Here is a 22,638-nt window from a genome sequence, read left to right as displayed (position 1 = left end):
AGGCGGTCGCCGCGGCCGACGGCAAATGGCTCCGATCGCGGTGGCGGCGACAGTCATGCGCAGGCGAAACTTCTTGCGCGCCTTGGTGATGACCCCGCATGGCGGTCGGAGCGCACTAGCTCATAGCGGCGGCATCTGCCCCTTGGCGATCACGGTCTGCAGCTCGACGTATTCGTCGAGACCTTCCGGTCCGAACTCCCGGCCGATGCCCGAGTGCTTGAACCCGCCGAACGGACTTCCGATGTCGAGGGTGTACATGTTGATGCCGTAGGTGCCCGCCCGCACACTGGCGGCGACGTCCAGGCCGTGGGCGATGTCCGACGTCCAGACCGAGCCGGCCAGGCCGTAGTTGCTCTCGTTGGCGATCCGGACCGCGTCGGCTTCGTCGCGATACCGCAGTACGGTCAAAACCGGGCCGAAAATTTCCTCGCGGGCGATGCGCATGTCGTTGGTCGCGTCGACGAAAAGCGTTGGCCGCACGTACCAGCCGCGCTCGGCCGGACTGTCTTGTGCGCTATTGAGGCCACCGAGCACGATGCGGGCACCTTCGGTTTGTCCAGACTGGATGTACTCCTGTACCTGACGTTGATGTCGTTGAGCGAAAAGCGGTCCGATGTCGGTTGCCTCGTCGGTCGGATCCCCGACATTGAGTTCCGACATCATCTCGGCCAGCGCGTCGACGAATTCGTCGTGCCGTCGATCGCTGACCAAGAGCCGGGTCTGCGCGACGCAGGCTTGTCCGTTGTTCATCAGGCTGGCCGACTTCAGCCCGGCCACCGTCTTCGGGATATCGGCGTCGTCCAGAATGATCGCCGCCGACTTGCCGCCCAGTTCCAGGCTCACCCGCTTGAGCTGCTCGCCGCAGAGCGTGGCGATGCGGCGTCCGACCGCGCTGGACCCGGTGAAAGAGATCTTGTCCACGCCGGGATGACGCACCAGCGCCTCACCGACGTCGGTACCGCCCGGCAGCACCGATACCACGCCGTCAGGCAGGTCGAGCTGCTCGATCATTTCGGCCAACCACAAAGCGTCCAAAGGTGTTTCGGGTGCCGGCTTGATGATGACCGGGCAGCCGGCGATCAGGGCCGGAATGAGCTTGGGCATGATCAGGAATTGCGGCACGTTCCACGGCACGATCGCCCCGACCACACCGACCGGCGCCCGGCGCAGGTGCACTTCGCCGAGCACACCTTGGCGGCGTTCCGTCCAGGGGAAATCGCGGGCGGCGGCCAGCGTGAGGTGGATCAACGCCGCGGCCGCTGCACCCTGGCCCATCCGGCTGAAGGTGCGCGGCGACCCCATCTCGTCGGTGATCAGATCGGCCATCTCATCGACGTGGCCGGCATAGATCGCGGCAAGCTCTTCGACCTTGGCCATCCGTTCGGCGTGGGTCAATCGTGGCCACGGCCCGTGGTCGAAGGCGTGGCGCGCGGCGGCAACCGCGGCATCGACGTCCTCGGGCCCGGCGACTTGGACGTGGCCGATCGGCTCTTCGGTATGCGGCGAGATCACGGCCAGTTGTTGCGGATTGGCGGGCTTGCGCCACTGCCCTCCGATGAACAGTTCGGAGTAGGTCCGATGGTCGGATTGTTCTGTCATCGGGGCACTTCCTTGGGCCGGGGATGAGGGCGTGGCCGTAACTTCGCTATTGACGCTAACATAGCAAAGAATAAGGATAGCGCCGTGGCAAGGAAGCCGAAATGAACACCGATTGGCGCAGTTACCCGTATCAGTTGGTGCCCGGGGATAGCCAGCTGAATTTCCCCGAGGCCGAGGGCGAACATCCCGACCAGGAGTCCGACACCTGGTTCATCGCCGGACAACTGCAGGCCGTCGAGAGCGACCGGTCGTTTGCGTTCCTGACCATCTTCAACAAGAACCAGCCCGGGGGCACGGTGGTCGCCGACTTCTACACGATGGCGATGTTCGACCTGGATACCGGTGACTACGGCACTTACACCGACTACGACATGCCGCCGAAGAACATGGAACCGGGCGCGCAGCGCAAATTGTCCATGGCCGCAGGCTATCTCGACATCAGCTATCAGAGCAGTGCCGGCACCGCGTCGTGGACGACATGCCGCGACGCCGATGGCGAATTGCTGCCCTACACGTATCGAGTCAGCCTGGTGGGCCAGGATCACCAGGGCCGGTCCATGCGGCTGGATTTGGTCGTTACCCCGACACGCGGGCCGACGCCGGTGGGGGCGTCGACCTACAACGGCAAGATCGTCTGCTTCGGTCAAGACGACACGTACTCGTATTTCCAGACCGGCATGTCGATGACCGGAACGCTGCGCTGGGGCGAGACGATCGAGGAGGTCTCCGGCAGCGCCGGACATGTCGACCGGCAGTGGTTCCCGCAATACGCGGGCGGCGGCGGATCAGGGGGAGACCCGCGAGCCCGCTCGCACGAATGGCGCACGATCAATTTCGACAACGGCGTCGACCTGAGTATCTGGAGGCAGTTCGACCGCACGAACGGCAATGCGCTGCAACCGTTTACCGGCGTGACGACGAGTCATCCCGACCCTGCCATAGCGCCGGAGTGTGCCGAGGACGTAGAGGTCACCGTCAGCAGCTACGTGCGATGGCCGGAAACCATGCGGCCGCTGGTACGTCCGCTGGCCCCGGCCCGGTACATGCCAGACCGGCACCGAATTACTTGCGCCACACTGCAACTCGACGTCATCGGTGAGCCGCTGGTGCCGGCCCCCGCGCACGGTCTGCCGATCGAGTATATGGAGGGCCCGTACCGCTACCAGGGCACGCTATGGGGAAAACCGGTGAGCGGCTTCGCGTTCAACGAGCGTTCGTTCGCGCTGTACCGGGACTGGGAGCTGGCCGAGGTGCTGGCCACTACCGTCGCCGACGTCGAACCCGGTTTGCAGTCGGTGGTTGACGCGCTGGTGCCGTTGGTTGCGGCGGGTCGTCGCGGTGCGGCGGCCGAACTGCTGGCCGGGGCACTTCCTGTGCAAAACACTGCGCTTGCAACGCTTCTCGGTGATCTGATCGCGGTGCTGTCGCAGGACTCAGCCGACGGCAGCTGAGGCGGCCAGCGCCTCGGCCCACGCGATGTGGCGATGCTGCAGCCCCGGCTCGTTGCGGCCGAACACCAGATGATCGCGTGCGCCCGAGCTGAGATTGGCCTGCAGCGCCTCAACCAGCTTGTAGTCCTCGTCGCGCACCGTGGCGTGCGCGTACTCGAACACGGCCTGGGCGCCGGCCGCTACGGATTCCTCGGAAAGGTCCAGCGGCGTGGAGTTTTGGTGCACAGTGATCGACCTGCCGGGCTCGTCGCCGGGGTAGATCCGGAACAGCTCGCCGTTGGCGATCGTCACCGAGATCACGATGTTGGGGAACAACGCGTAGATCACCACCATGTTGTGGAACGGGTCCCACTGCTCCTCGGGAACATTCTCGAGCTCCAGAATCGCGTTGAGCGGGAAGATCAACCGATGGTGCGGCCCATACGCGTCGAACACCGTGCAGTTGCTGCGGGCGATCGTGGCGAAGGTGTCCCGGTGCACGGTGGCGAAGTGGTAGTTCTCGGCGAAGGTGTCGACAGCCAGCTTCCAGTTGATCGAGGTGTCGAGGACCTTTTCACCCAACGGAGACCACCGGCCGATGCCCCACGAGTCGAGCTCGTCGGCCAGCGGTCCCAAGTGCGCGGCGACGTCCAGGGTGGCGTCTTTGTCCAGTGCCACCCAGAGGAACCCGGCGAACTCGGCGGCGGGGAGTTCGGTCAAGGAGTCGGACTTGACCGTCGTATCCGGAAAGCCCTCGCGGCCCGGCAGGCCGACCAGCTTGCCGCTGTTGTCGTAGGTCCAGGCGTGGTACGGACAGCTGAACCGCTTCGCGGAGCCGCACCCCGTCACGACGGGGGATTGGCGGTGCAGGCAGACATTGTCGAAGGCGTGGACCGACCCGTCGGACGTTCGCGTCAGCAGGATCGATCGCCCCATCACGGTCTTGGTGCAGTAGGCGCCGGGTGCGGGCAGCTCGCTGACGTAGCCGACCAGTTGCGGGCTGGCCAGCAGCAACGCCCGGTCACTGAGGTGTCGCTCCCGCGATGTGTAATCGCCGGCGTCGACGGTGTACGGCTGCGGAGCCAGATCGGTGGTCTTGTCGCGGGCCAGCTTCAAGGCCCGTCGGGTCAGGTCGATGAGCTGGTCATGGTCCATTCCGAAGCCCCCTGCGGTTGAGCGCGTCTCGTCCCCTGACGCTAACTTTATAAACTTAATAGTGACAATAAAAATTGGGGACACTCAACGGGTAACGGGACTGCTGCGAACCAAACGCACGATGCCCAGAAGACACAAACCTGTGACCAGTGTGATTGATGTGTCTACTGATGTTTTTGTCGTACCCTTGCCGATGTGTCGCTTTCGCGTCGTGACGTGCTCAAATTCGCCGCCGCGACCCCGGCTCTGGTTGGCCTGGGCGCCGCGGCGGCGTCGCTGTGCGCGCCGACCGCCTCCGCCTCGCTGGGCACGCTGCTGGACTACGCTGCGGGCGTCATCCCGGCCAGTCAGATCCGGGCCGCCGGCGCCGTGGGGTCGATCCGCTATGTCTCCGACCGGCGGCCGGGGGGTAACTGGATGCTGGGCAAGCCGATCCAGCTCGCCGAGGCGCGTGACCTGCACAGCAGCGGGCTCAAGATCGTCTCCTGCTATCAGTACGGCAAGGGCAACTCCGCCGACTGGCTGGGCGGCGCCAACGCCGGGCTGCAGCACGCCAAGCGGGGCATGGAGCTACACGAGGCGGCCGGTGGTCCCCCCGACGCGCCGATTTACGCCTCGATCGACGACGACCCGTCCTACGAGCAGTACAAAAGCCAGATCGCTCCATACCTGCGGTCCTGGGAATCGGTGATCGGGCACCAGCGGACGGGCGTTTACGCCAACTCCAAAACGATCGACTGGGCGCTGCATGACGGCCTGGGCTCCTGCTTCTGGCAGCACAACTGGGGTTCGCCCAAGGGCTATGCCCATCCGGCGGCAAATTTGCACCAGGTCGAGATCGATAAGCGCAGCGTGGGCGGCGTTGGGGTGGACATCAACGAGATCCTCAAGCCCCAATTCGGGCAGTGGGCCTAGCACTCTCACGGCGTCGCCAATATTCCTGACCGTGTAGCTCATCCGGGCGCGCTGGCGCAAGCCGACTCCAGCAAACACTCGTTCGCCGTTTGTCGCGCCGTGTCGGCGGCGGCGAGTGCGAGACGGCGGCAGCCCCGCGGCGCCAGCGGCGGCGCGCACCACAATTTCTTAACATAACGATTTGATAACAATGCCGCCTTGAACAGCGCAGTTATAGCTACTCGACCGTAACCACCTGCATGCAGGACGTTTGTTCTGGATACCCGGAAGGCCGGTTAATCCCGGTGTTACCCACGACACGGTTACCCGTGCGTAGAACTCACCAGTAACCGATCTGCGCTGAAAAACGACCCGAATCCTTATGACACTCTTAGTACAGCCGATGCAGTCCGCCGCGCCGCTTGGTCGAGCTGAGTGGCCGCCGACAACACACCGGTCAGCCGATATTCGGGCTGCGATTCAAAGCGGAATCGACCTAGAGCCAGCTAGGGCCCGCCCGCCGGGGCTCTCCGCAGGCCGCACGAACCGATACGTGAAGACGCATACAGGGAGATATACAAGGTGACGATCCACGAGCACGACCGGGTGTCCGCTGACCGCGACGGCCAAGGCCCGCACAGCACCCATGCTCTGGTCGACCGTCTCACGGCCGGCGAGCCGTACGCTGTCGCGTTCGGTGGTCAGGGCAGCGATTGGCTGGAGACCCTTGAAGAGCTGGTGTCCTCGGCCGGCATCGAGACCGACATCGCCACGCTGGTCGGCGAGGCGGAGCTGCTGCTCGAGCCGGTGGCCAAAGAGCTGGTGGTGGTGCGACCGATCGGCTTCGAGCCGTTGCGATGGGTGCGCGCGCTCGCGGCCGAGGACCCGACGCCCGCGGGCAAGCACCTGACGTCGGCCGCGGTGTCGATGCCGGGCGTGCTGCTCACCCAGATCGCGGCCGTCCGTGCCCTGGCGCGACAGGGCATGGACTGGACCGCGACCCCGCCGGTTGCCGTCGCCGGCCACTCCCAGGGCGTGCTCGCCGTCGAGGCGTTCAAGGCCCTAAAGGACGGGGCCGCCGCTCGCGACGTCGAGCTGCTGGCCCTGGCCCAGCTGATTGGCGCGGCCGGCACGCTGGTGGCCCGCCGCCGCGGCATCTCCGTGCTCGGCGATCGCCCGCCGATGGTCTCGGTCACCAACGCCGATCCCGACCGTATTCAGCGGCTGCTCGAGGAGTTCGCCCAGGATGTTCGGACCGTGCTGCCCCCGGTGCTGTCCATTCGCAACGGCCGTCGTTCGGTCGTCATCACCGGCACGCCAGAGCAACTCTCCCGCTTCGAGCTGTACTGCCAGCAGATCTCCGAGAAAGAAGAAGCCGACCGCAAGAACAAGCTGCGTGGCGGCGACGTCTTCGCGCCCGTCTTCGACCCGGTGCAGGTCGAGGTGGGCTTCCACACCCCGCGGCTGGCCGACGGCATCGACATCGTCGGCGGCTGGGCCGAAAAGGTCGGCCTCGATGTCGAGCTGGCCCGGCGCCTGACCGACGCCATCCTGGTGAGCGGCGTCGACTGGGTGGAAGAGATCACCGCGGTACATAACGCCGGCGCGCGCTGGATTCTCGACCTGGGTCCCGGCGACATCCTGACTCGACTCACCGCGCCGGTGATCCGCGGCCTCGGTGTCGGCATCGTGCCCGCCGCCACCCGCGGCGGTCAGCGCAACCTGTTCACCGTCGGCGCTACCCCCGAGGTGGCACGGCCCTGGTCGAGCTATGCGCCGACCGTCGTGACCCTGCCCGACGGCCGCGTCAAGCTCTCGACGAAGTTCACCCGGCTCACCGGGCGCTCGCCGATCCTGCTGGCGGGCATGACCCCGACCACGGTCGACGCCAAGATCGTCGCCGCCGCGGCCAACGCCGGACACTGGGCCGAGCTGGCCGGTGGCGGTCAGGTCACCGAAGAGATCTTCGGCGCCCGCATCGAGGAGCTGGCCGGGTTGCTCGAGCCGGGCCGCACCTATCAGTTCAACACCCTGTTCCTCGACCCCTACCTGTGGAAGCTTCAGGTTGGCGGTAAGCGCCTGGTGCAGAAGGCCCGTCAGGCCGGCGCCGCGATCGACGGCCTGGTGATCAGCGCCGGCATCCCGGACCTCGAGGAAGCCGTCGCACTGATCGACGAGCTCAACGACGTGGGCATCAGCCACGTCGTGTTCAAACCCGGCACCATCGAGCAGATCCGCTCGGTCATCCGCATCGCGACCGAGGCGCCGACCAAATCGGTGATCGTGCACATCGAGGGCGGACGTGCCGGCGGCCACCATTCGTGGGAAGACCTCGACGACCTGCTGCTGGCGACCTACTCGGAGCTGCGCTCGCGCTCAAACATCACCGTGTGCGTCGGCGGCGGCATCGGCACGCCCGAGCGCGCCGCCGAGTACCTGTCCGGCCGGTGGTCGCAGTCGTACGGCTTTCCGTCGATGCCGATCGACGGCATCCTGGTCGGCACCGCGGCGATGGCCACGCTGGAGGCGACCACGTCGCCGTCGGTCAAGCAGATGCTGGTCGAGACCACCGGCACCGACCAGTGGATCGGCGCCGGAAAAGCCCAGGGCGGCATGGCTTCCAGCCGCAGCCAGCTCGGCGCCGACATCCACGAGATCGACAACACCGCCTCGCGTTGCGGCCGACTGCTCGACGAGGTAGCCGGTGACGCGGACGCCGTCGCCGAGCGTCGTGACGAGATCATCGCCGCGATGGCCGGCACCGCCAAGCCCTACTTCGGCGATGTCCGGGAAATGACCTACCTGCAGTGGCTGCAGCGCTACGTCGAGCTCACGATCGGTGCGGGCAACTCGACCGCGGACACCGCCAGGCCCGGTAGCCCATGGCTGGCCGACACCTGGCGCGACCGCTTCCAGCAAATGCTGCAGCGCGCTGAGGCCCGGTTGCACCAGCGGGACCACGGCCCGATCGAGACGCTGTTCAACGACGATGCGCTGCTGGAGCACCCGCAGGAGGCGATCGAACGGCTGCTCGCGAGCTACCCCGACGCCGAAACCGTCGTGCTGCACCCGGCCGACGTGCCGTTCTTCGTGACGCTGTGCAAGACGCTGGGCAAGCCGGTCAACTTCGTGCCGGTCATCGACAAGGACGTGCGCCGCTGGTGGCGCAGCGACTCGCTGTGGCAGGCGCACGACGCCCGCTACGACGCCGACCAGGTATGCATCATCCCCGGCACCGCCGCGGTCGCCGGCATCACCCGGGTCGACGAGCCCGTCGGTGAACTGCTCGACCGCTTCGAGCAGGCCGCGATCGACGACGTGCTGGCCGCCGGCGGCGAGGCGAAAGCCGTCCGCTCGCGCCGGCTGGGCCGCCCGGATGTGACCGGGCCCCTGGCCGTCGTGCTGGATGCCCCCGATGTGCTGTGGGCCGGGCGCACCGCCACCAACCCGGTTCACCGCATCGCCGATCCGGCCGACTGGCTGGTCCACGAAGGTCAGCGCGCCACGCACTCGTCCACTGGTGCTCGCCTGCAGGTCCAGTCCGAGGATCGCGTCGTTCTGAGCGTCCCGGTGTCCGGGGTCTGGATCGACATCCCGTTCACGTTGCACCCCAATACCGTTGACGGCGGTGCGCCGGTGGTCTCCACCGACGACGCCATCGCCGCGATGCGCGCGGTGCTGGCGATCGCCGCCGGTGTCGGGGATGGTCAAGGGCCGGAATCCCTGCCGACGGTCACCGACGGGACCGCGACAGTGACCGTCGACTGGGACCCCGAGCGGGTCGCCGACCACACCGGCGTCACCGCCACCTTCGGCGAGCGGCTGGCACCCAGCCTCACCACCGTGCCCGACGCGCTGGTCGGCCTGTGCTGGCCCGCGGTCTTCTCAACGATCGGCGCCGCGGTCACCGAGGCCGGCGTGCCGGTCATCGAGGGCCTGCTGAGCCTGGTCCACCTCGACCACGCCGCTCATGTGGTCGGCAAGCTGCCCGCGCAACCGGCCCAATTGACCGTTACCGCAACGGCTTCGGCGGCGATCGACACCGACATGGGCCGGGTTGTCCCGGTCTCGGTGACGGTGGCCGGGCCCGACGGCAAGACCATCGCGACCCTCGAGGAGCGATTCGCGATCCTTGGGCGTACCGGTGCCGCCGAACTCACCGACCCGCCCCGGGCCGGGGGCGCGGTGTCGGAGAACACCACCGACACCCCGCGCCGCCGCCGTCGGGACGTGAAGATGACCGCGCCGGTCGACATGCGTCCGTTCGCCGTGGTGTCCGGTGACCACAACCCGATCCACACCGATCGGGCCGCCGCGCTGCTGGCCGGCCTGGAATCGCCCATCGTGCACGGCATGTGGCTGTCGGCCGCCGCGCAGCACACCGTGACCGCGACTGACGGCCAGGCTCGCCCGCCGGCCCGCCTGATCGGCTGGACCGCGCGCTTCCTGGGTATGGTGCGCCCGGGCGACGAGGTCGACTTCCGGGTCGATCGCGTCGGAATCGACCAGGGTGCGGAGGTTTTGGAGGTCACCGCCAAGGTTGGAACGGACCTGGTGATGTCGGCGACCGCGCGACTGGCCGCACCCAAGACGGTCTACGCGTTCCCCGGTCAGGGCATTCAGCACAAGGGCATGGGCATGGAGGTTCGCGCCCGCTCCAAGGCCGCCCGCAAGATCTGGGACGATGCGGACAAGTTCACCCGCGAGACCCTGGGCTTCTCGGTGCTGCACGTGGTGCGCGACAACCCGACCAGCCTGATCGCCAGCGGTGTGCACTACCACCACCCCGATGGTGTGCTGTACCTGACGCAGTTCACTCAGGTCGCGATGGCGACCGTGGCGGCCGCGCAGGTCGCAGAGATGCGCGAGCAGGGTGCGTTCGTCGAGGGTGCCATCGCGTGCGGTCACTCGGTCGGCGAATACACCGCGCTGGCCTGCGTGCTGGGCGTCTACGAGCTGGAAGCCTTGCTGGAGACCGTGTTCCACCGCGGGTCGAACATGCACGACATCGTGCCGCGCGATGAGATGGGCCGCTCCAACTACCGGTTGGCCGCGATCCGCCCCTCGCAGATCGACCTGCCCGACGACGAGGTGACCGACTTCGTCGCCGAAATCGCCGAGCGCACCGGGGAATTCCTGGAGATCGTCAACTTCAACCTGCGTGGCTCGCAGTACGCGATCGCCGGCACGGTACGCGGTCTCGAGGCCCTCGAGGAAGAAGTGGAGAAGCGCCGCGAGATCAGTGGCGGCAAGCGCTCTTTCATCCTGGTGCCGGGCATCGACGTGCCCTTCCACTCGCGGGTGCTGCGGGTCGGGGTTGCCGACTTCCGCCGCTCGCTGGAACGGGTCATGCCGCGCGACCAGGATCCCGAGCTGGTCATCGGGCGCTACATCCCCAACCTGGTGCCGCGGCCGTTCACGCTGGACCGCGACTTCATCCAGGAGATCCGCGACCTGGTCCCGGCCGAACCACTGGACCCGATCCTGGCCGATTACGACACCTGGCTCGCCGAGCGGCCGCGTGAGATGGCCCGCACGGTCTTCATCGAGCTGTTGGCGTGGCAGTTCGCCAGTCCGGTGCGCTGGATCGAAACCCAGGACCTGCTCTTCATCGAGGAGGCCGCCGGTGGTCTGGGCGTGGAGCGGTTCGTCGAGATCGGCGTGAAGTCCGCACCGACCGTCGCAGGGCTGGCCACCAACACCCTCAAGCTGCCCGAATACGCGCACAGCACGGTCGAAGTGCTCAACGCCGAGCGCGACGCGGCAGTGCTGTTCGCCAACGACACCGACCCCGAGCCGGAGGCCGAGGACGAGCAGAGTGATTCCGACGCTGCCGCGTCGGACGGCGCGCTCAACCCCAATGTCGCACCCGCCGTCGCTCCGGCTGCCGCCGGAGCTCCGTCGGGTGCTCCGCGGCCCGACGACATCGGATTCGACGCGGCCGACGCCACTTTGGCGCTGATCGCGTTGTCGGCCAAGATGCGCATCGACCAGATCGAGCAGCTGGACTCCATCGAGTCCATCACCGACGGTGCGTCGTCGCGGCGTAACCAGCTGCTGGTCGACCTGGGTTCGGAGCTCAACCTGGGCGCCATCGACGGTGCCGCAGAGGCCGACCTGGCCGGGCTGCGGTCGCAGGTGACCAAGCTGGCGCGCACCTACAAGCCTTACGGGCCAGTGCTTTCCGATGCGATCAACGACCAGCTGCGCACGGTCCTCGGGCCGTCCGGCAAGCGGCCGGCCGCGATCACCGAGCGGGTCACCAAGACCTGGGAGCTCGGCGAGGGGTGGGCCAAGCACGTCGTCGTCGAGGTCGCGCTGGGAACCCGCGAGGGCACCAGCGTCCGCGGCGGTGCCCTCGGGCACCTGCACGAGGGCGCGCTGGGCGACGCCGCGTCGGTCGACAAGGCCATCGACGCCGCGGTCGCCTCGGTCGCTGCGCGCCATGGTGTTTCGGTGTCGCTGCCTGCGGCGGGTGGTGGTGGCGGGGCGACGATCGACGCCGCCGCACTGTCGGAGTTCACCGATCAGATCACCGGCCGTGACGGCGTGCTGGCTTCGGCGGCCCGCCTGGTGCTGGGTCAGCTGGGTCTCGACGACACGGTCAGCGCATCGCCGGTGGCCACCGACGCCGAGCTGATCGACCTGATTACCGCCGAATTAGGTTCGGAATGGCCACGTTTGGTGGCGCCGGCGTTCGAGGCCAAGAAGGCGGTCGTGTTCGACGACCGCTGGGCCAGCGCCCGCGAGGACCTGGTCAAGCTGTGGCTGACCGACGAGGGCGACATCGACGCCGATTGGGTGCGCCTGTCGGAGCGCTTCGAGGGTGCCGGCCACGTCGTCGCCACCCAGGCGACTTGGTGGCAAGGCAAGGCGCTGGCCGCGGGCCAGCAGATCCACGCCTCGCTGTTTGGCCGCATCGCCGCGGGCGCCGAGAACCCGGACCCCGGCCGCTACAGCAGCGAAGTCGCGGTCGTCACCGGGGCGTCGAAGGGTTCGATCGCCGCGTCGGTCGTGGCGCGTCTGCTCGACGGCGGTGCCACCGTCATCGCCACGACGTCCAAGCTTGACGATGAGCGGCTGGCGTTCTACCGCAACCTGTACCGCGACCACGCCCGGTTCGGTGCGACGCTGTGGGTGGTCGCGGCCAACATGGCCTCCTACGCCGACATCGACGCCCTGGTCGAATGGGTCGGTACCGAGCAGAGCGAAAGCCTTGGGCCGCAGTCGATTCACATCAAGGATGCTCAGACCCCGACACTGCTGTTCCCGTTCGCGGCACCGCGGGTGGCCGGCGATCTGTCGGAGGCCGGTTCACGCTCCGAGATGGAGATGAAGGTTCTGCTGTGGGCCGTGCAGCGGCTGATCGGCGGCCTGTCTAAGATCGGCGCCGAGCGCGACATCGCGTCACGCCTGCACGTGGTGCTGCCGGGCTCGCCCAACCGCGGAATGTTCGGCGGTGACGGCGCTTACGGAGAGGCCAAGGCCGCGCTGGACGCGCTGGTGAGCCGCTGGCACGCCGAATCCTCGTGGGCCGCGCGAGTCAGCTTGGCGCACGCGCTGATTGGCTGGACCCGCGGCACCGGACTGATGGGTCACAACGACGCCATCGTCACCGCCGTCGAGGAGGCCGGTGTCACCACCTACTCCACCGACGAGATGGCCGGGATGCTGCTGGCCCTCTGCGACGTGGAGTCGAAGGTGGCCGCGGCGGGCAAGCCGATCGAGGCGGATCTGACCGGCGGCCTCGGTGACGTCGAACTCGACATGGCCGAGTTGGCCGCCAAGGCGCGCGAGGAGATGTCTTCGGAGGCAGTCGAAGACGACGAGAGCGGCCGGGGTAACCCGGAGACCGTTGCCGCGCTGCCGTCCCCGCCGCGCGGATTCACCCCGGCGCCGCCGCCGGAATGGGCCGACCTCGATCTCGACCCGGCCGACCTCGTGGTGATCGTCGGCGGCGCCGAACTCGGCCCGTACGGATCCTCGCGCACCCGCTTCGAGATGGAGGTCGACAACGAGCTGTCGGCCGCGGGTGTCCTCGAGCTGGCCTGGACCACCGGGTTGATCCGCTGGGAGGACGACCCTCAACCGGGTTGGTATGACACGGCTTCCGGTGACCTGATCGACGAGGCCGACCTGGTCGAGCGCTACCACGACATCGTCGTCGAGCGCTGCGGCATCCGGGAGTTCGTCGACGACGGCTCGATCGACCCGGACCACGCGTCGCCGCTGCTGGTGTCGGTGTTCCTGGACAAGGACTTCGCGTTCGTCGTCTCGTCCGAGGCCGACGCCCGCGCGTTCGCCGAGTTCGACCCCGAGCACACGGTGATCCGGCCGGTGCCCGACTCGAGCGACTGGCAGGTTATCCGCAAGGCGGGCACCGAGATTCGGGTGCCGCGGAAGAACAAGCTGTCGCGTGTGGTCGGCGGCCAGGTCCCGACCGGGTTCGACCCGACCGTGTGGGGCATCAGCGCGGACATGGCCAGTTCCATCGACCGCCTTGCGGTGTGGAACATCGTCGCGACCGTCGACGCGTTCCTGTCCGCCGGGTTCAGTCCCGCCGAAGTGATGCGCTACGTGCACCCGAGCCTGGTGGCCAACACCATGGGCACCGGTATGGGTGGTGGCAGCTCTATGCAGACGATGTACCACGGAAACCTGTTGGGCCGTAACAAGCCGAACGACATCTTCCAGGAAGTTCTGCCGAACATCGTTGCCGCGCACGTGGTTCAGTCCTACATCGGCAGCTACGGCTCGATGATTCACCCCGTCGCCGCGTGCGCGACGGCAGCGGTGTCGGTCGAGGAGGGCGTCGACAAGATCCGGTTGGGTAAGGCCGAGATGGTCGTGGCCGGCGGTATCGACGACTTGACGCTGGAAGGCATCATCGGCTTCGGTGACATGGCGGCCACCGCCAGCACCGAGATGATGCGCGACCGCGGCATCGCGGACTCGAAGTTCTCGCGGCCCAACGACCGTCGGCGGCTCGGCTTCGTCGAAGCCCAGGGTGGCGGCACCATCCTGCTGGCGCGCGGTGACCTGGCGCTGAAGATGGGTCTGCCGGTGCTCGCGGTGGTGGGCTTCGCGCAGTCCTTTGGAGACGGTGTGCACACCTCGATCCCGGCCCCCGGCCTGGGTGCACTCGGCGCAGGCCGCGGCGGCAAGGAGTCGCCACTGGCACGCGAATTGGCCAAGCTGGGTGTCGGCCCCGACGACATCGCGGTGATCTCCAAGCACGACACGTCGACGCTGGCCAACGATCCCAACGAGACCGAGCTGCACGAGCGGCTGGCCGACTCGCTGGGGCGCTCCGAGGGTGCTCCGCTGTTCATCGTGTCGCAGAAGAGCCTCACCGGGCACGCCAAGGGTGGAGCGGCGGTCTTCCAGATGATGGGGCTGTGCCAGATGCTGCGCGACGGCGTGATCCCGCCGAACCGCAGCCTGGACTGCGTCGACGACGAGCTGTCCGGTTCGGCCCACTTCGTCTGGGTGCGCGACACCTTGCGCCTCGGCGGGAAGTTCCCGCTCAAGGCCGGGATGCTGACCAGCCTCGGGTTCGGTCACGTGTCCGGGCTGGTCGCGCTGGTGCACCCGCAGGCGTTCATCGCCACGTTGGACCCGGGCGAGCGCGAGGACTACCAGCGGCGCGCGGAGGCACGCGTGCTGGCCGGTCAGCGCCGGTTGGTGTCGGCCATCGCCGGCGGCGAGCCGATGTACCAGCGGCCCCCGGACCGTCGTTTCGATCACAGCTCGCCGGAGAAGCGCCAGGAGGCTTCGATGCTGCTGAACCCGGTCGCGCGACTGGGCGACGACGACGCCTACGAGGTGCCTGCCGGATGACTTTGGCGATCGGTTAACCTGGCCAGCCATGGGCATTGTCGGTGTGGGGATCGATCTCGTCTCCATTCCGGATTTCGCCGACCAGGTTGACCAACCGGGAACGGTGTTCTCCGAAACATTTACGCCGGGTGAGCGTCGTGACGCCTCCGACAAGAGTTCGTCGGCGGCGCGTCACTTGGCCGCCCGATGGGCCGCCAAGGAAGCCGTGATCAAGGCCTGGTCCGGGTCACGGTTCTCCCAGCGGCCGATCCTGCGCGAGGACATTCACCGCGACATCGAGGTCGTCACCGACATGTGGGGACGGCCGCGGGTGCGGTTGACCGGAGACATCGCCAAGCATCTGGCCGACGTCACGATCCATGTGTCGCTGACCCACGAAGGGGATACCGCGGCTGCGGTCGCCATCCTCGAAACGTCCTGAGCGGCCTGGCCGCGCCGACGAGCTAGCCTCGAGATCATGAGCGATCTTGTCGAACGCGTCCGCGAAATCTTGCCGTCGGTGCGCCGCGATCTCGAGGACCTGGTGCGGATCGAATCGGTGTGGGCCGATCCGGGCCGCCGTGACGAGGTGCATCGCAGCGCGCATGCAGTGGCGGATCTGTTGTCCCAGGCCGGTTTTAGCGATGTCCATATCGTCAGCGAGGGCGGCGCTCCGGCTGTCATCGCGCATCATCCGGCACCGGCCGGCGCGCCCACCGTGCTGCTTTATGCTCACCACGACGTGCAGCCCGAAGGCGACCGCGAGCAGTGGTCATCGCCGCCGTTCGAGCCGACCGAGCGCGACGGACGGCTGTACGGGCGCGGCAGCGCCGACGACAAGGCCGGTATCGCAACGCATTTGGCCGCATTCCGGGCGCACGGCGGCCAACCGCCGGTGGGCGTGACGGTCTTCGTCGAAGGCGAAGAGGAATCCGGGTCGCCGTCGCTGGGCCGGCTGCTGGCCGCCCACCGCGATGCGCTGGCCGCCGACGTGATCGTCATTGCCGACTCGGACAACTGGAGCACCGAAACCCCGGCGCTCACCGTGACGCTGCGTGGCCTGGTCGACTGCGTGGTCGAAGTGGCCACCCTCGACCACGGCCTGCACTCGGGCATTTGGGGCGGCGTGGTGCCCGACGCGCTGAGCGTGCTGGTGCGACTGCTGGCCAGCCTGCACGACGACGACGGCAACGTGGCCGTCACCGGCTTACACGAAAGCACCGCCGCCGCAGTGGATTACCCGCCCGAGCGGGTGCGAGCCGACTCCGGCCTGCTGGACGGGGTGTCCGAGATCGGTTCGGGTTCGGCGCCGCAGCGGCTTTGGGCCAAACCCGCGATCACCGTGATCGGCATCGACACCACGCCGATCGACAAGGCGTCGAACACGCTGATCCCGCGCGCGGCCGCCAAGATCAGCATGCGGGTGGCGCCCGGCGGCGACGCGGCCGCACACCTGGACGCGTTGACCGCGCACCTGCAACAGCACACCCCGTGGGGCGCGCAGATCAGCGTCACCCGCGGCGACATCGGTGAGCCCTACGCCATCGATGCCAGCGGCAGCGTCTACGACGCCGCGCGCCAGGCGTTCCGGCAGGCGTGGGGCACCGACGCGATCGACATGGGCATGGGTGGGTCGATCCCGTTCATCGCGGAGTTCGCCGAGGCGTTCCCGCAGGCGAAAATCCTGGTGACCGGAGTCGAAGATCCCGCAACCCAGGCACACAGCATCAACGAGAGTCTGCACTTGGGCGTGCTGGAACGCGCGGCCATAGCCGAGGCCCTGCTGTTAGCCAAGCTGGCCTAGCCGCCCAGCTCGACGCCGCTCCTAGTCGTCGGCGATCCCGGGTGCGCTCAGCGGGGCGACCGTGTCTTCCCGCTGCAGCACCGAGCGCGCGGCCACCGCAAACTGGTTGAGCTTGTCGATGACGGTCTGCCCTTCCGGCTGGTGCCCCCAGATGCTGATTCCCTGGTGCGTGGTGGGGCTCCACGTGGATTCGTCGACCACGATCGGGTTCCACCCGACCTCCCACTCGAATCCCGACGGCGTCATGGCGTAGTAAGACAGTTCCTTGTCGTTGGTGTGCTGGCCCACCGACAGCGCGATGCCGAATCCCAGTTCCTTGCTTCGCTGATAGGAACCGACCATGTCGTCGAGTGTGGCCACCTGGACGTTGACGTGTTGGACGCGGGTGCGAATCGGGTTGATTGGCAAGGCATTCACCGACGCGATCGCCACGGAATGGTGTCGTTCGTTGACCCGGAGGAATCGGATCTTGAACTTCATTCCGCTGATCGTTTCGTCGATGTAGTCCGAAAGCCTCGCATCGAACACGTGGTTGTAGTAGCCACGCACTTGGTGTGGCTTCTTGGTCGCGAGGGCGACGTGGCCCATTCCACCTGCGCCCGTGACGAATCCGCTTCCCGGTATGTCCAGGGACAACGGCGCGGTGCGGGCGGTGGTGTAAACCTCTTGGGCGAGCCCATGCGGGCCGGGAAACCGCAGGAAGCGCTCGACACCACGCAGCTTCTCTTCTTCTTCGGTTCCCTCGACGCTGGGCACTGCGTGGTCGGCGACGCGGCGACCGATCTCGTCGAAGGTCGCATGCCCGTCGAGCTGCCAACCCAGCGCGACGACATCCTCGGCTGGCCCCCGCCGGAGCAGCACTCGACATTCGTTGTCGTCAAGGCGGAATCGGACAGTGTCGGGCGTCAGCTCGTCGAGGTGCATGCCGACCGCGTCGCGGCCGAACCGTATCCAGTCGCCGATCTTGTTGGTTTCGATCACGACATAACCCAGCTGAACGTTGCCGAACACCGAAGATGGTTGAGCGGTAGACATTTTGATCCTCAGCTTTTCAGAAATGCAGTGGTGACTGCGTTGAATAGTTCGGCGCGCTCCCACTGCACCCAGTGCCCGGTGCGCGCGGCGAGCAGGACGTCGGCGTTGGGCATCCGGTCTGCCAGCATCGCCGCGCCGCCGGGTTTATTGACCTTGTCGTCACGCCCCCAGATGATCAGCGTTGGCGTGGCGAGGCTGCCGAGTCTGCGGTCGCGGGTGAAGTCCATGCGCCACAGGGTGCGTAACCCGGACGGGCGTTGCAGGGGAGGGTTGGCAACGACCTCGGGATCGATCGACGCCTGGTAACGCGACTCGATCAGCGCGTCGGGCACCGCGTCCGCGTCATGCACCAGGTAGGAGCGGATGAACGCGCGCAGCTTCTGCCGGCTCGGTCCGTCGCCGCCGTAGTACGCCAGCAGCTTGCGCAACCCCTCGCTGGGCAATCCGCGGCTGGTTCCGACGCCGCCGGGACCCATCAGCACAAGCTTGTCGACTCGGTCCGGAGTGTCTAGGGCCAGTCGCAGCGCGCACGAGCCGCCGTAGGAATTTCCGACCAGATGCGCACTGCCGATGCCGAGCTCGTCGAGCATGCCCCGGATGTGATCGGCGAGGTATCCGAACGGATCTCGGCGGTCGACACCCTTGGTGGAGCGTCCATAGCCCGGCATGTCTGGAACGAGGACGCGGAAGTTTGCGGCCAGCGCGTCGACGTTGCGGACGTAATTCGACATGCCCGACGCGCCCGGGCCGCCGCCGTGCAGCAAGACGACGGCAGGGCCGGTGCCGCTCTCGGCAACGAAGATCTCTTTTCCGTGGACACGTATGGTGCGTTCGGTGATGGTGCCGATACTCATTGTTTCTCCTTACGACTTGAAGCCGGGCGGCGGTGGGGGCAAGGGCTGGCGATCACCGGCGCCGGCGTAGACGAAGCCATCGGGCCGAACGGCCACCACCGAGGCGCCCTTCTTGCCGAGCCAGGCGATGAGCGACCCGTCGTTGTCGACGACGCAGTCCGCACGCGGAACGCTCCCGGGCGAGGTGACCTGCAGGACGGGCACGCCGGCTGCCCGCCAGTCCGGACATTGGGCTGCGCGCCCGGTGTGCAGCACCGTCCAGCGGCCGCCGATTACGTCATCGAGACGGACGTTGTCGCCTTTTTCGTCGAGGACGCACGGTTGCGGGATGAGCCAGCCGACGGCCCCGTTTCCGTTGTGCGCCAGTAGGCCGTCGCGGTAGCGCGCGTCGGGCAGCCACCGGTGATTGCGCAACCAGCTGGGAAAGTACGGCACCTTGCTGGCTGTGCGGAAGAAATGATTGCGCGCCTTTGCCCGCAACCGATTTCGCTCAATGATGAGGTTGCCGGTCTTGACCGCGCGGTTGGTTACCTCTTTGACATGGGGTAAGCGCTCGGCCTGGTAGGTGTCGAGCACGGATTCCGGCAGCGACCCGTTCAGCACGGCGCCGAGCTTCCAGCACAGGTTCGCCACATCGCGCACACCCGCACACATACCCTGGCCGATCCACGGAGGCATCGCGTGTGCGGCGTCTCCGGCCAAAAATATCCGGCCCGCCCGCCACCGGTCGGCGAAGCGGACATGGTGGCTGTAGCAGGCGAAGCCGAGGATACGCACGTTGTCGGGCGATATTCCCTGGCGGCTCAACACCTTCCAGATCGCCTCCTCGTTCAGGAAGTCGTTCTCGTCTTCCTCGTCACGCACCGGGAACTCCCAGCGGTGGTGTCCCAGCGGGGTGGGACAGTCCACGGTCGGCCGGTCGGGGTTGCAATGGAACCGAAGCCGGTCGTGGCCGGGCCACTCCTGGAGCACTTTGGTGTCGATGACGATCCAGCGCTCGGCGTAGGTGCGGCCGGTGAACCCGACACCCAGCTGGGCACGAATGGCACTTGAGCCGCCGTCGGCGGCGATCACGTAGGAGGCACGGATCCGGCGGAACTCGTCGGTGGTGAGGTCGGCCAGCATCAATTCGATCCCGTCGTCTTGGGGGATGAGCCGCAGACATTCGTGGTTGAGCAGAACGGACACGTTGGGGAAGCGGTCGACCCCTTCGCGCAGCACCTTCTCCAGCGCGGGTTGATAGATGAACTGTTGCGGCGGGTGACCGTTGCCCCGCGACACGGGCGTCAGCCTGACGAACGGCACGCCGTTGGCGTCGACGAACGCCGCCCCGGAGCCGGGCTGCATATCGGCGTTGAGGCGATCGGCCAGCCCGACCTGCTGCCAGATGCGAACGACTTCCTCGTCGGTGGAGATGGCGCGCGCACGGGCATAGATGTTGGGGTCGCGCTCCACCACTACGACATTGAGGCCCAGTTGGCCTAGCAGGTTCGCTGCGGTGCAGCCGACCGGGCCATAGCCGACGATCGCCACGTCATAGGTTTTTTGGTCTTTCATGTCGGCCCCTTCGCCGCTTGTTAATGTAGTGATCCATACAGTAAGCTCTTATAGCGTGACCGTCAACACCCCGAAGGAGGCATCGTGACGACAGGCACCGACGCAGGCGAACCTCGCGCCCGCAGACGCACCCGCGCCAACGGGGAACAGTCGCGCGAGCGCATCCTCGATGCGGCGACCGAGGTCGCCACCGAACGCGGTTACGAAGGCACGACGATCTCGCTGGTCAGCAAGAAAAGCGGCCTGCCCCCGACGTCGATCTATTGGCACTTCACCGACAAGGACGACCTGATAGCCGCGGTCATCGAGCGAAGTTTCGGCCGGTGGCTGGCCGCGCTGGAGCTGCCGGGCGAGCCGATGGTCCGCGAGCGGGTGGTCGACCTCGGCACGCAGGTGGCCAAGGCGCTACTTGATGCGCCCGACTTCATCCGCCTGGGGCTGATGCTCGCGCTGGAGCGTCGACCCGTCGAGCCGCGGGCCCGGGAGATGTTCCTGGAGGTGCGCGACCGGGCCTTTCACCGATTCGAGACGATCGTGCGCGATGTCGCACCCGACCTCGACGAGGACAGTGTGCGGCTGCTGACGACGTACGCGATCGCCGGTGCCGACGGGCTGTTCATCGCCAAGGAGGTCGGCGGCGACTCGGTTGACCTGATCAAGCTGTTCGAACTGCACGCCCGCCTGGTCTTCGACTCGGCGACTCAGCTCTTAGGGTCCGGGGACCTCACATGACCAATGTGATCGCTGAGGAATCCCAGCTGGACGCGGCGGCTCAGCGGTTGTACGCCGCGCAGTTGAGCGCCAGCCCAATCCCACCGCTGACCGTGTCGTACCCCAATCTCGATGTGGCTCGGGCATATTGGGTGCAGCGGCGCAATCTGGCCCGTCATGTCGGCGCGGGCGCCCAGTTGCGCGGCCATAAGATCGGGCTGACCTCGGCGCCAATGCAAACCCTGTTGGGCGTCAATGAGCCTGACTTCGGCTACGTCCTGGACACGATGATGCTGGCCGACGGGACGACGGTGCCCAGGGGTGGTTTCTGCGCGCCGCGGGTGGAGCCCGAGGTGGCGTTTCTGCTGCGGGCGCCGCTGCGCGGCCCGGGGGTGACGGTCGACGAGGTGCTGGCGGCCACCGAAGCAGTGGCCGCAGCGCTGGAAGTCGTGGACAGCCGCATCGCCGATTGGCGGATCACTTTGGCGGACACCGTCGCCGACAACGCCAGCTCCGGTGCGGTGGTGCTGGGCAAATGGGTGCCGATGTCCGACGCGCCTGCGCTGCGCGCCACCACCGCGGCGCTGTACCGCAACGATGCGCTCGTCGAAACCGGGCAGGGCACCGCCGTGATGGGTGATCCGGCCGCAGCCGTCGCGTGGCTGGCCAACGCGTTGTCCGAGTACGGAACCGCAATCGAGGCCGGACAATTCGTGATGTCCGGCTCCTACACGACAGCGGCGTTTGTCGAGGCCGGCGACCGAGCATCCGCCACGATCACCGGCCTCGGCACGGTCGGCCTCAGTTTCGCGTAGATCGAAAGGAAACCCCATGACCGGTCCAGCTTTTCGGGTGGCGATCATCGGGTCGGGCAACATCGGCACCGACCTCATGCTCAAGATCCTGCGCAGCGGGGGACCGCTGACCATGGCAGCGATGATCGGTGTCGACCCGGCTTCTGACGGGCTGGCACGGGCGAAACACGCTGGTGTGCTGACATCCTCGGAGGGGGTCGACGGGTTGCTCGCCCTCCCCGGCTTCAATGAGATTCGGTTGGTATTCGACGCCAGCTCTGCCGAGGCCCACCCGAGGCACTGGGAGGCGTTGCGTCACAGCGGTGTACGACTGCTCGACCTCACCCCGGCTGCCATCGGCCCATTCTGCGTTCCGGTGGTCAATCTCGAAGACCACATAGACGCGCCGAACCTCAACATGGTGACGTGTGGCGGGCAGGCAACGGTGCCGATCGTGGCCGCGGTCAACCAAGTTGCGCCGGTGTCCTACGCCGAGATCGTGTCATCGATCTCGTCGAAGTCGGCCGGGCCCGGGACCCGTGCGAACATCGACGAGTTCACCGAGACCACCGCCACCGCTTTGCGCGTCGTCGGCGGAGCCCAACGAGGCAAAGCGGTGATCGTCCTCAACCCGGCCGAACCGCCGATCCTGATGCGCAACACGGTGTACTGCCTGGTCGAGGGCGACTGCGACCACGTCGCCATCGAGGCGGCCATTGCGGCGATGGTCGAGCGGGTCCAGCGTTACGTACCCGGATACCGGCTCAAACAGCCGGTGCAGTTCGAGGCTTTCGGTCCGGACAACGCGCTCTACATTCCCGAGACCGGGAAGTTCATCGGCACCAGGATCACCAGCCTGCTGCAGGTGACGGGCGCCGCCGATTACTTGCCCGCCCATGCCGGAAACCTCGACATCATGACATCGGCGGCCCTGGCGACCGCCAAAAGCATTGCGGCACATGCGATGAAGAAGGTGGGTGTCTGAC

General features: G+C 67.1%; 13 protein-coding genes. 8 read left to right on the top strand and 5 right to left on the bottom strand.

From position 1 onward, the window contains the following. Positions 1 to 120: 120 nt before the first annotated feature. Positions 121 to 1,599, bottom strand: coding sequence for an aldehyde dehydrogenase (locus tag MJO58_RS19515; RefSeq protein ID WP_239720619.1), 1,479 nt, complete (start codon positions 1,597 to 1,599; stop codon positions 121 to 123). Positions 1,600 to 1,700: 101 nt separating this feature from the next. Between MJO58_RS19515 and MJO58_RS19510 the strand changes: the two genes are divergently transcribed. Then, positions 1,701 to 3,050 carry a carotenoid 1,2-hydratase gene (locus MJO58_RS19510; RefSeq protein ID WP_239720616.1) on the top strand — a complete coding sequence of 450 codons (1,350 nt, stop codon included), beginning with the start codon at positions 1,701 to 1,703 and terminating at the stop codon, positions 3,048 to 3,050. Here the strand turns inward: MJO58_RS19510 and MJO58_RS19505 are convergent. Further along, on the bottom strand, positions 3,033 to 4,184 hold the full coding sequence (locus MJO58_RS19505; RefSeq protein ID WP_239720614.1) for an aromatic ring-hydroxylating oxygenase subunit alpha: 1,152 nt from the start codon (positions 4,182 to 4,184) through the stop codon (positions 3,033 to 3,035). The two genes, MJO58_RS19510 and MJO58_RS19505, sit on opposite strands and share 18 nt — an antisense overlap. A gap of 195 nt (positions 4,185 to 4,379) precedes the next feature. On the opposite strand from MJO58_RS19505, the gene MJO58_RS19500 reads away from it, so the two are divergent. The 4 genes from MJO58_RS19500 (at position 4,380) to MJO58_RS19485 (ending at position 16,701) form a co-directional block, all read left to right on the top strand. After that, positions 4,380 to 5,099, top strand: a complete 720-nt coding sequence (locus MJO58_RS19500) for a DUF1906 domain-containing protein (protein ID WP_090604774.1) — start codon at positions 4,380 to 4,382, stop codon at positions 5,097 to 5,099. Positions 5,100 to 5,660: 561 nt separating this feature from the next. Further along, the gene (locus MJO58_RS19495; RefSeq protein ID WP_239720612.1) at positions 5,661 to 14,918 is read left to right on the top strand and encodes a type I polyketide synthase; all 9,258 of its coding nucleotides are present in this window, start codon (positions 5,661 to 5,663) and stop codon (positions 14,916 to 14,918) included. 28 nt (positions 14,919 to 14,946) lie between these two features. Further along, a complete protein-coding gene (acpS, locus tag MJO58_RS19490) occupies positions 14,947 to 15,339 on the top strand; it encodes a holo-ACP synthase AcpS (RefSeq protein ID WP_090604769.1) in 393 nt (130 codons plus the stop codon). Positions 15,340 to 15,375: 36 nt separating this feature from the next. Further along, positions 15,376 to 16,701 carry a dipeptidase gene (locus MJO58_RS19485; RefSeq protein ID WP_090604766.1) on the top strand — a complete coding sequence of 442 codons (1,326 nt, stop codon included), beginning with the start codon at positions 15,376 to 15,378 and terminating at the stop codon, positions 16,699 to 16,701. A gap of 21 nt (positions 16,702 to 16,722) precedes the next feature. Here the strand turns inward: MJO58_RS19485 and MJO58_RS19480 are convergent, their stop codons facing one another. From MJO58_RS19480 to MJO58_RS19470, 3 genes are read right to left on the bottom strand one after another with little or no spacing between them, the layout of a single operon-like run. Next, positions 16,723 to 17,736, bottom strand: coding sequence for a VOC family protein (locus MJO58_RS19480; protein WP_239720611.1), 1,014 nt, complete (start codon positions 17,734 to 17,736; stop codon positions 16,723 to 16,725). Positions 17,737 to 17,744: 8 nt separating this feature from the next. Continuing rightward, a complete protein-coding gene (locus MJO58_RS19475) occupies positions 17,745 to 18,590 on the bottom strand; it encodes an alpha/beta fold hydrolase (protein WP_090604762.1) in 846 nt (281 codons plus the stop codon). Between the two features lie 9 nt (positions 18,591 to 18,599). After that, positions 18,600 to 20,147 (bottom strand): bifunctional 3-(3-hydroxy-phenyl)propionate/3-hydroxycinnamic acid hydroxylase, encoded by a 1,548-nt coding sequence (locus MJO58_RS19470; RefSeq protein ID WP_239720609.1) that lies wholly within the window; start codon positions 20,145 to 20,147, stop codon positions 18,600 to 18,602. Between the two features lie 84 nt (positions 20,148 to 20,231). Here MJO58_RS19470 and MJO58_RS19465 point away from each other — a divergent pair, with 84 nt between their 5' ends. The 3 genes from MJO58_RS19465 to MJO58_RS19455 are packed head-to-tail and all read left to right on the top strand — an operon-like array spanning position 20,232 to position 22,637. After that, complete coding sequence (locus tag MJO58_RS19465) at positions 20,232 to 20,879, top strand: TetR/AcrR family transcriptional regulator (protein WP_090604759.1); 648 nt, start codon at positions 20,232 to 20,234, stop codon at positions 20,877 to 20,879. A 5-nt stretch (positions 20,880 to 20,884) separates the two neighbouring features. After that, positions 20,885 to 21,673: a 2-keto-4-pentenoate hydratase gene (locus tag MJO58_RS19460; protein WP_239723355.1), complete on the top strand. Its 789-nt coding sequence runs from the start codon at positions 20,885 to 20,887 to the stop codon at positions 21,671 to 21,673. 16 nt (positions 21,674 to 21,689) lie between these two features. Further along, a complete protein-coding gene (locus tag MJO58_RS19455) occupies positions 21,690 to 22,637 on the top strand; it encodes an acetaldehyde dehydrogenase (acetylating) (protein ID WP_239720607.1) in 948 nt (315 codons plus the stop codon). Position 22,638 lies beyond the last annotated feature (1 nt).

Source organism: Mycobacterium lentiflavum, assembly GCF_022374895.2.
Classification (GTDB): Bacteria; Actinomycetota; Actinomycetes; order Mycobacteriales; family Mycobacteriaceae; genus Mycobacterium; species Mycobacterium lentiflavum.
The sequence above is the reverse complement of the archived record's forward strand: the minus strand, read 5'-3'. Positions and strand labels throughout refer to the sequence as shown.

Excerpts from the sequence above, each read along its gene's own strand:
- MJO58_RS19470 (WP_239720609.1), bottom strand. The coding sequence starts at position 20,147 with ATGAAAGACCAAAAAACCTATGACGTGGCGATCGTCGGCTATGGCCCG.
- MJO58_RS19480 (WP_239720611.1), bottom strand. The coding sequence starts at position 17,736 with ATGTCTACCGCTCAACCATCTTCGGTGTTCGGCAACGTTCAGCTGGGT.
- MJO58_RS19455 (WP_239720607.1), top strand. The coding sequence starts at position 21,690 with ATGACCGGTCCAGCTTTTCGGGTGGCGATCATCGGGTCGGGCAACATC.
- MJO58_RS19515 (WP_239720619.1), bottom strand. The coding sequence starts at position 1,599 with ATGACAGAACAATCCGACCATCGGACCTACTCCGAACTGTTCATCGGA.
- MJO58_RS19510 (WP_239720616.1), top strand. The coding sequence starts at position 1,701 with ATGAACACCGATTGGCGCAGTTACCCGTATCAGTTGGTGCCCGGGGAT.
- MJO58_RS19485 (WP_090604766.1), top strand. The coding sequence starts at position 15,376 with ATGAGCGATCTTGTCGAACGCGTCCGCGAAATCTTGCCGTCGGTGCGC.
- MJO58_RS19475 (WP_090604762.1), bottom strand. The coding sequence starts at position 18,590 with ATGAGTATCGGCACCATCACCGAACGCACCATACGTGTCCACGGAAAA.
- acpS (WP_090604769.1), top strand. The coding sequence starts at position 14,947 with ATGGGCATTGTCGGTGTGGGGATCGATCTCGTCTCCATTCCGGATTTC.
- MJO58_RS19505 (WP_239720614.1), bottom strand. The coding sequence starts at position 4,184 with ATGGACCATGACCAGCTCATCGACCTGACCCGACGGGCCTTGAAGCTG.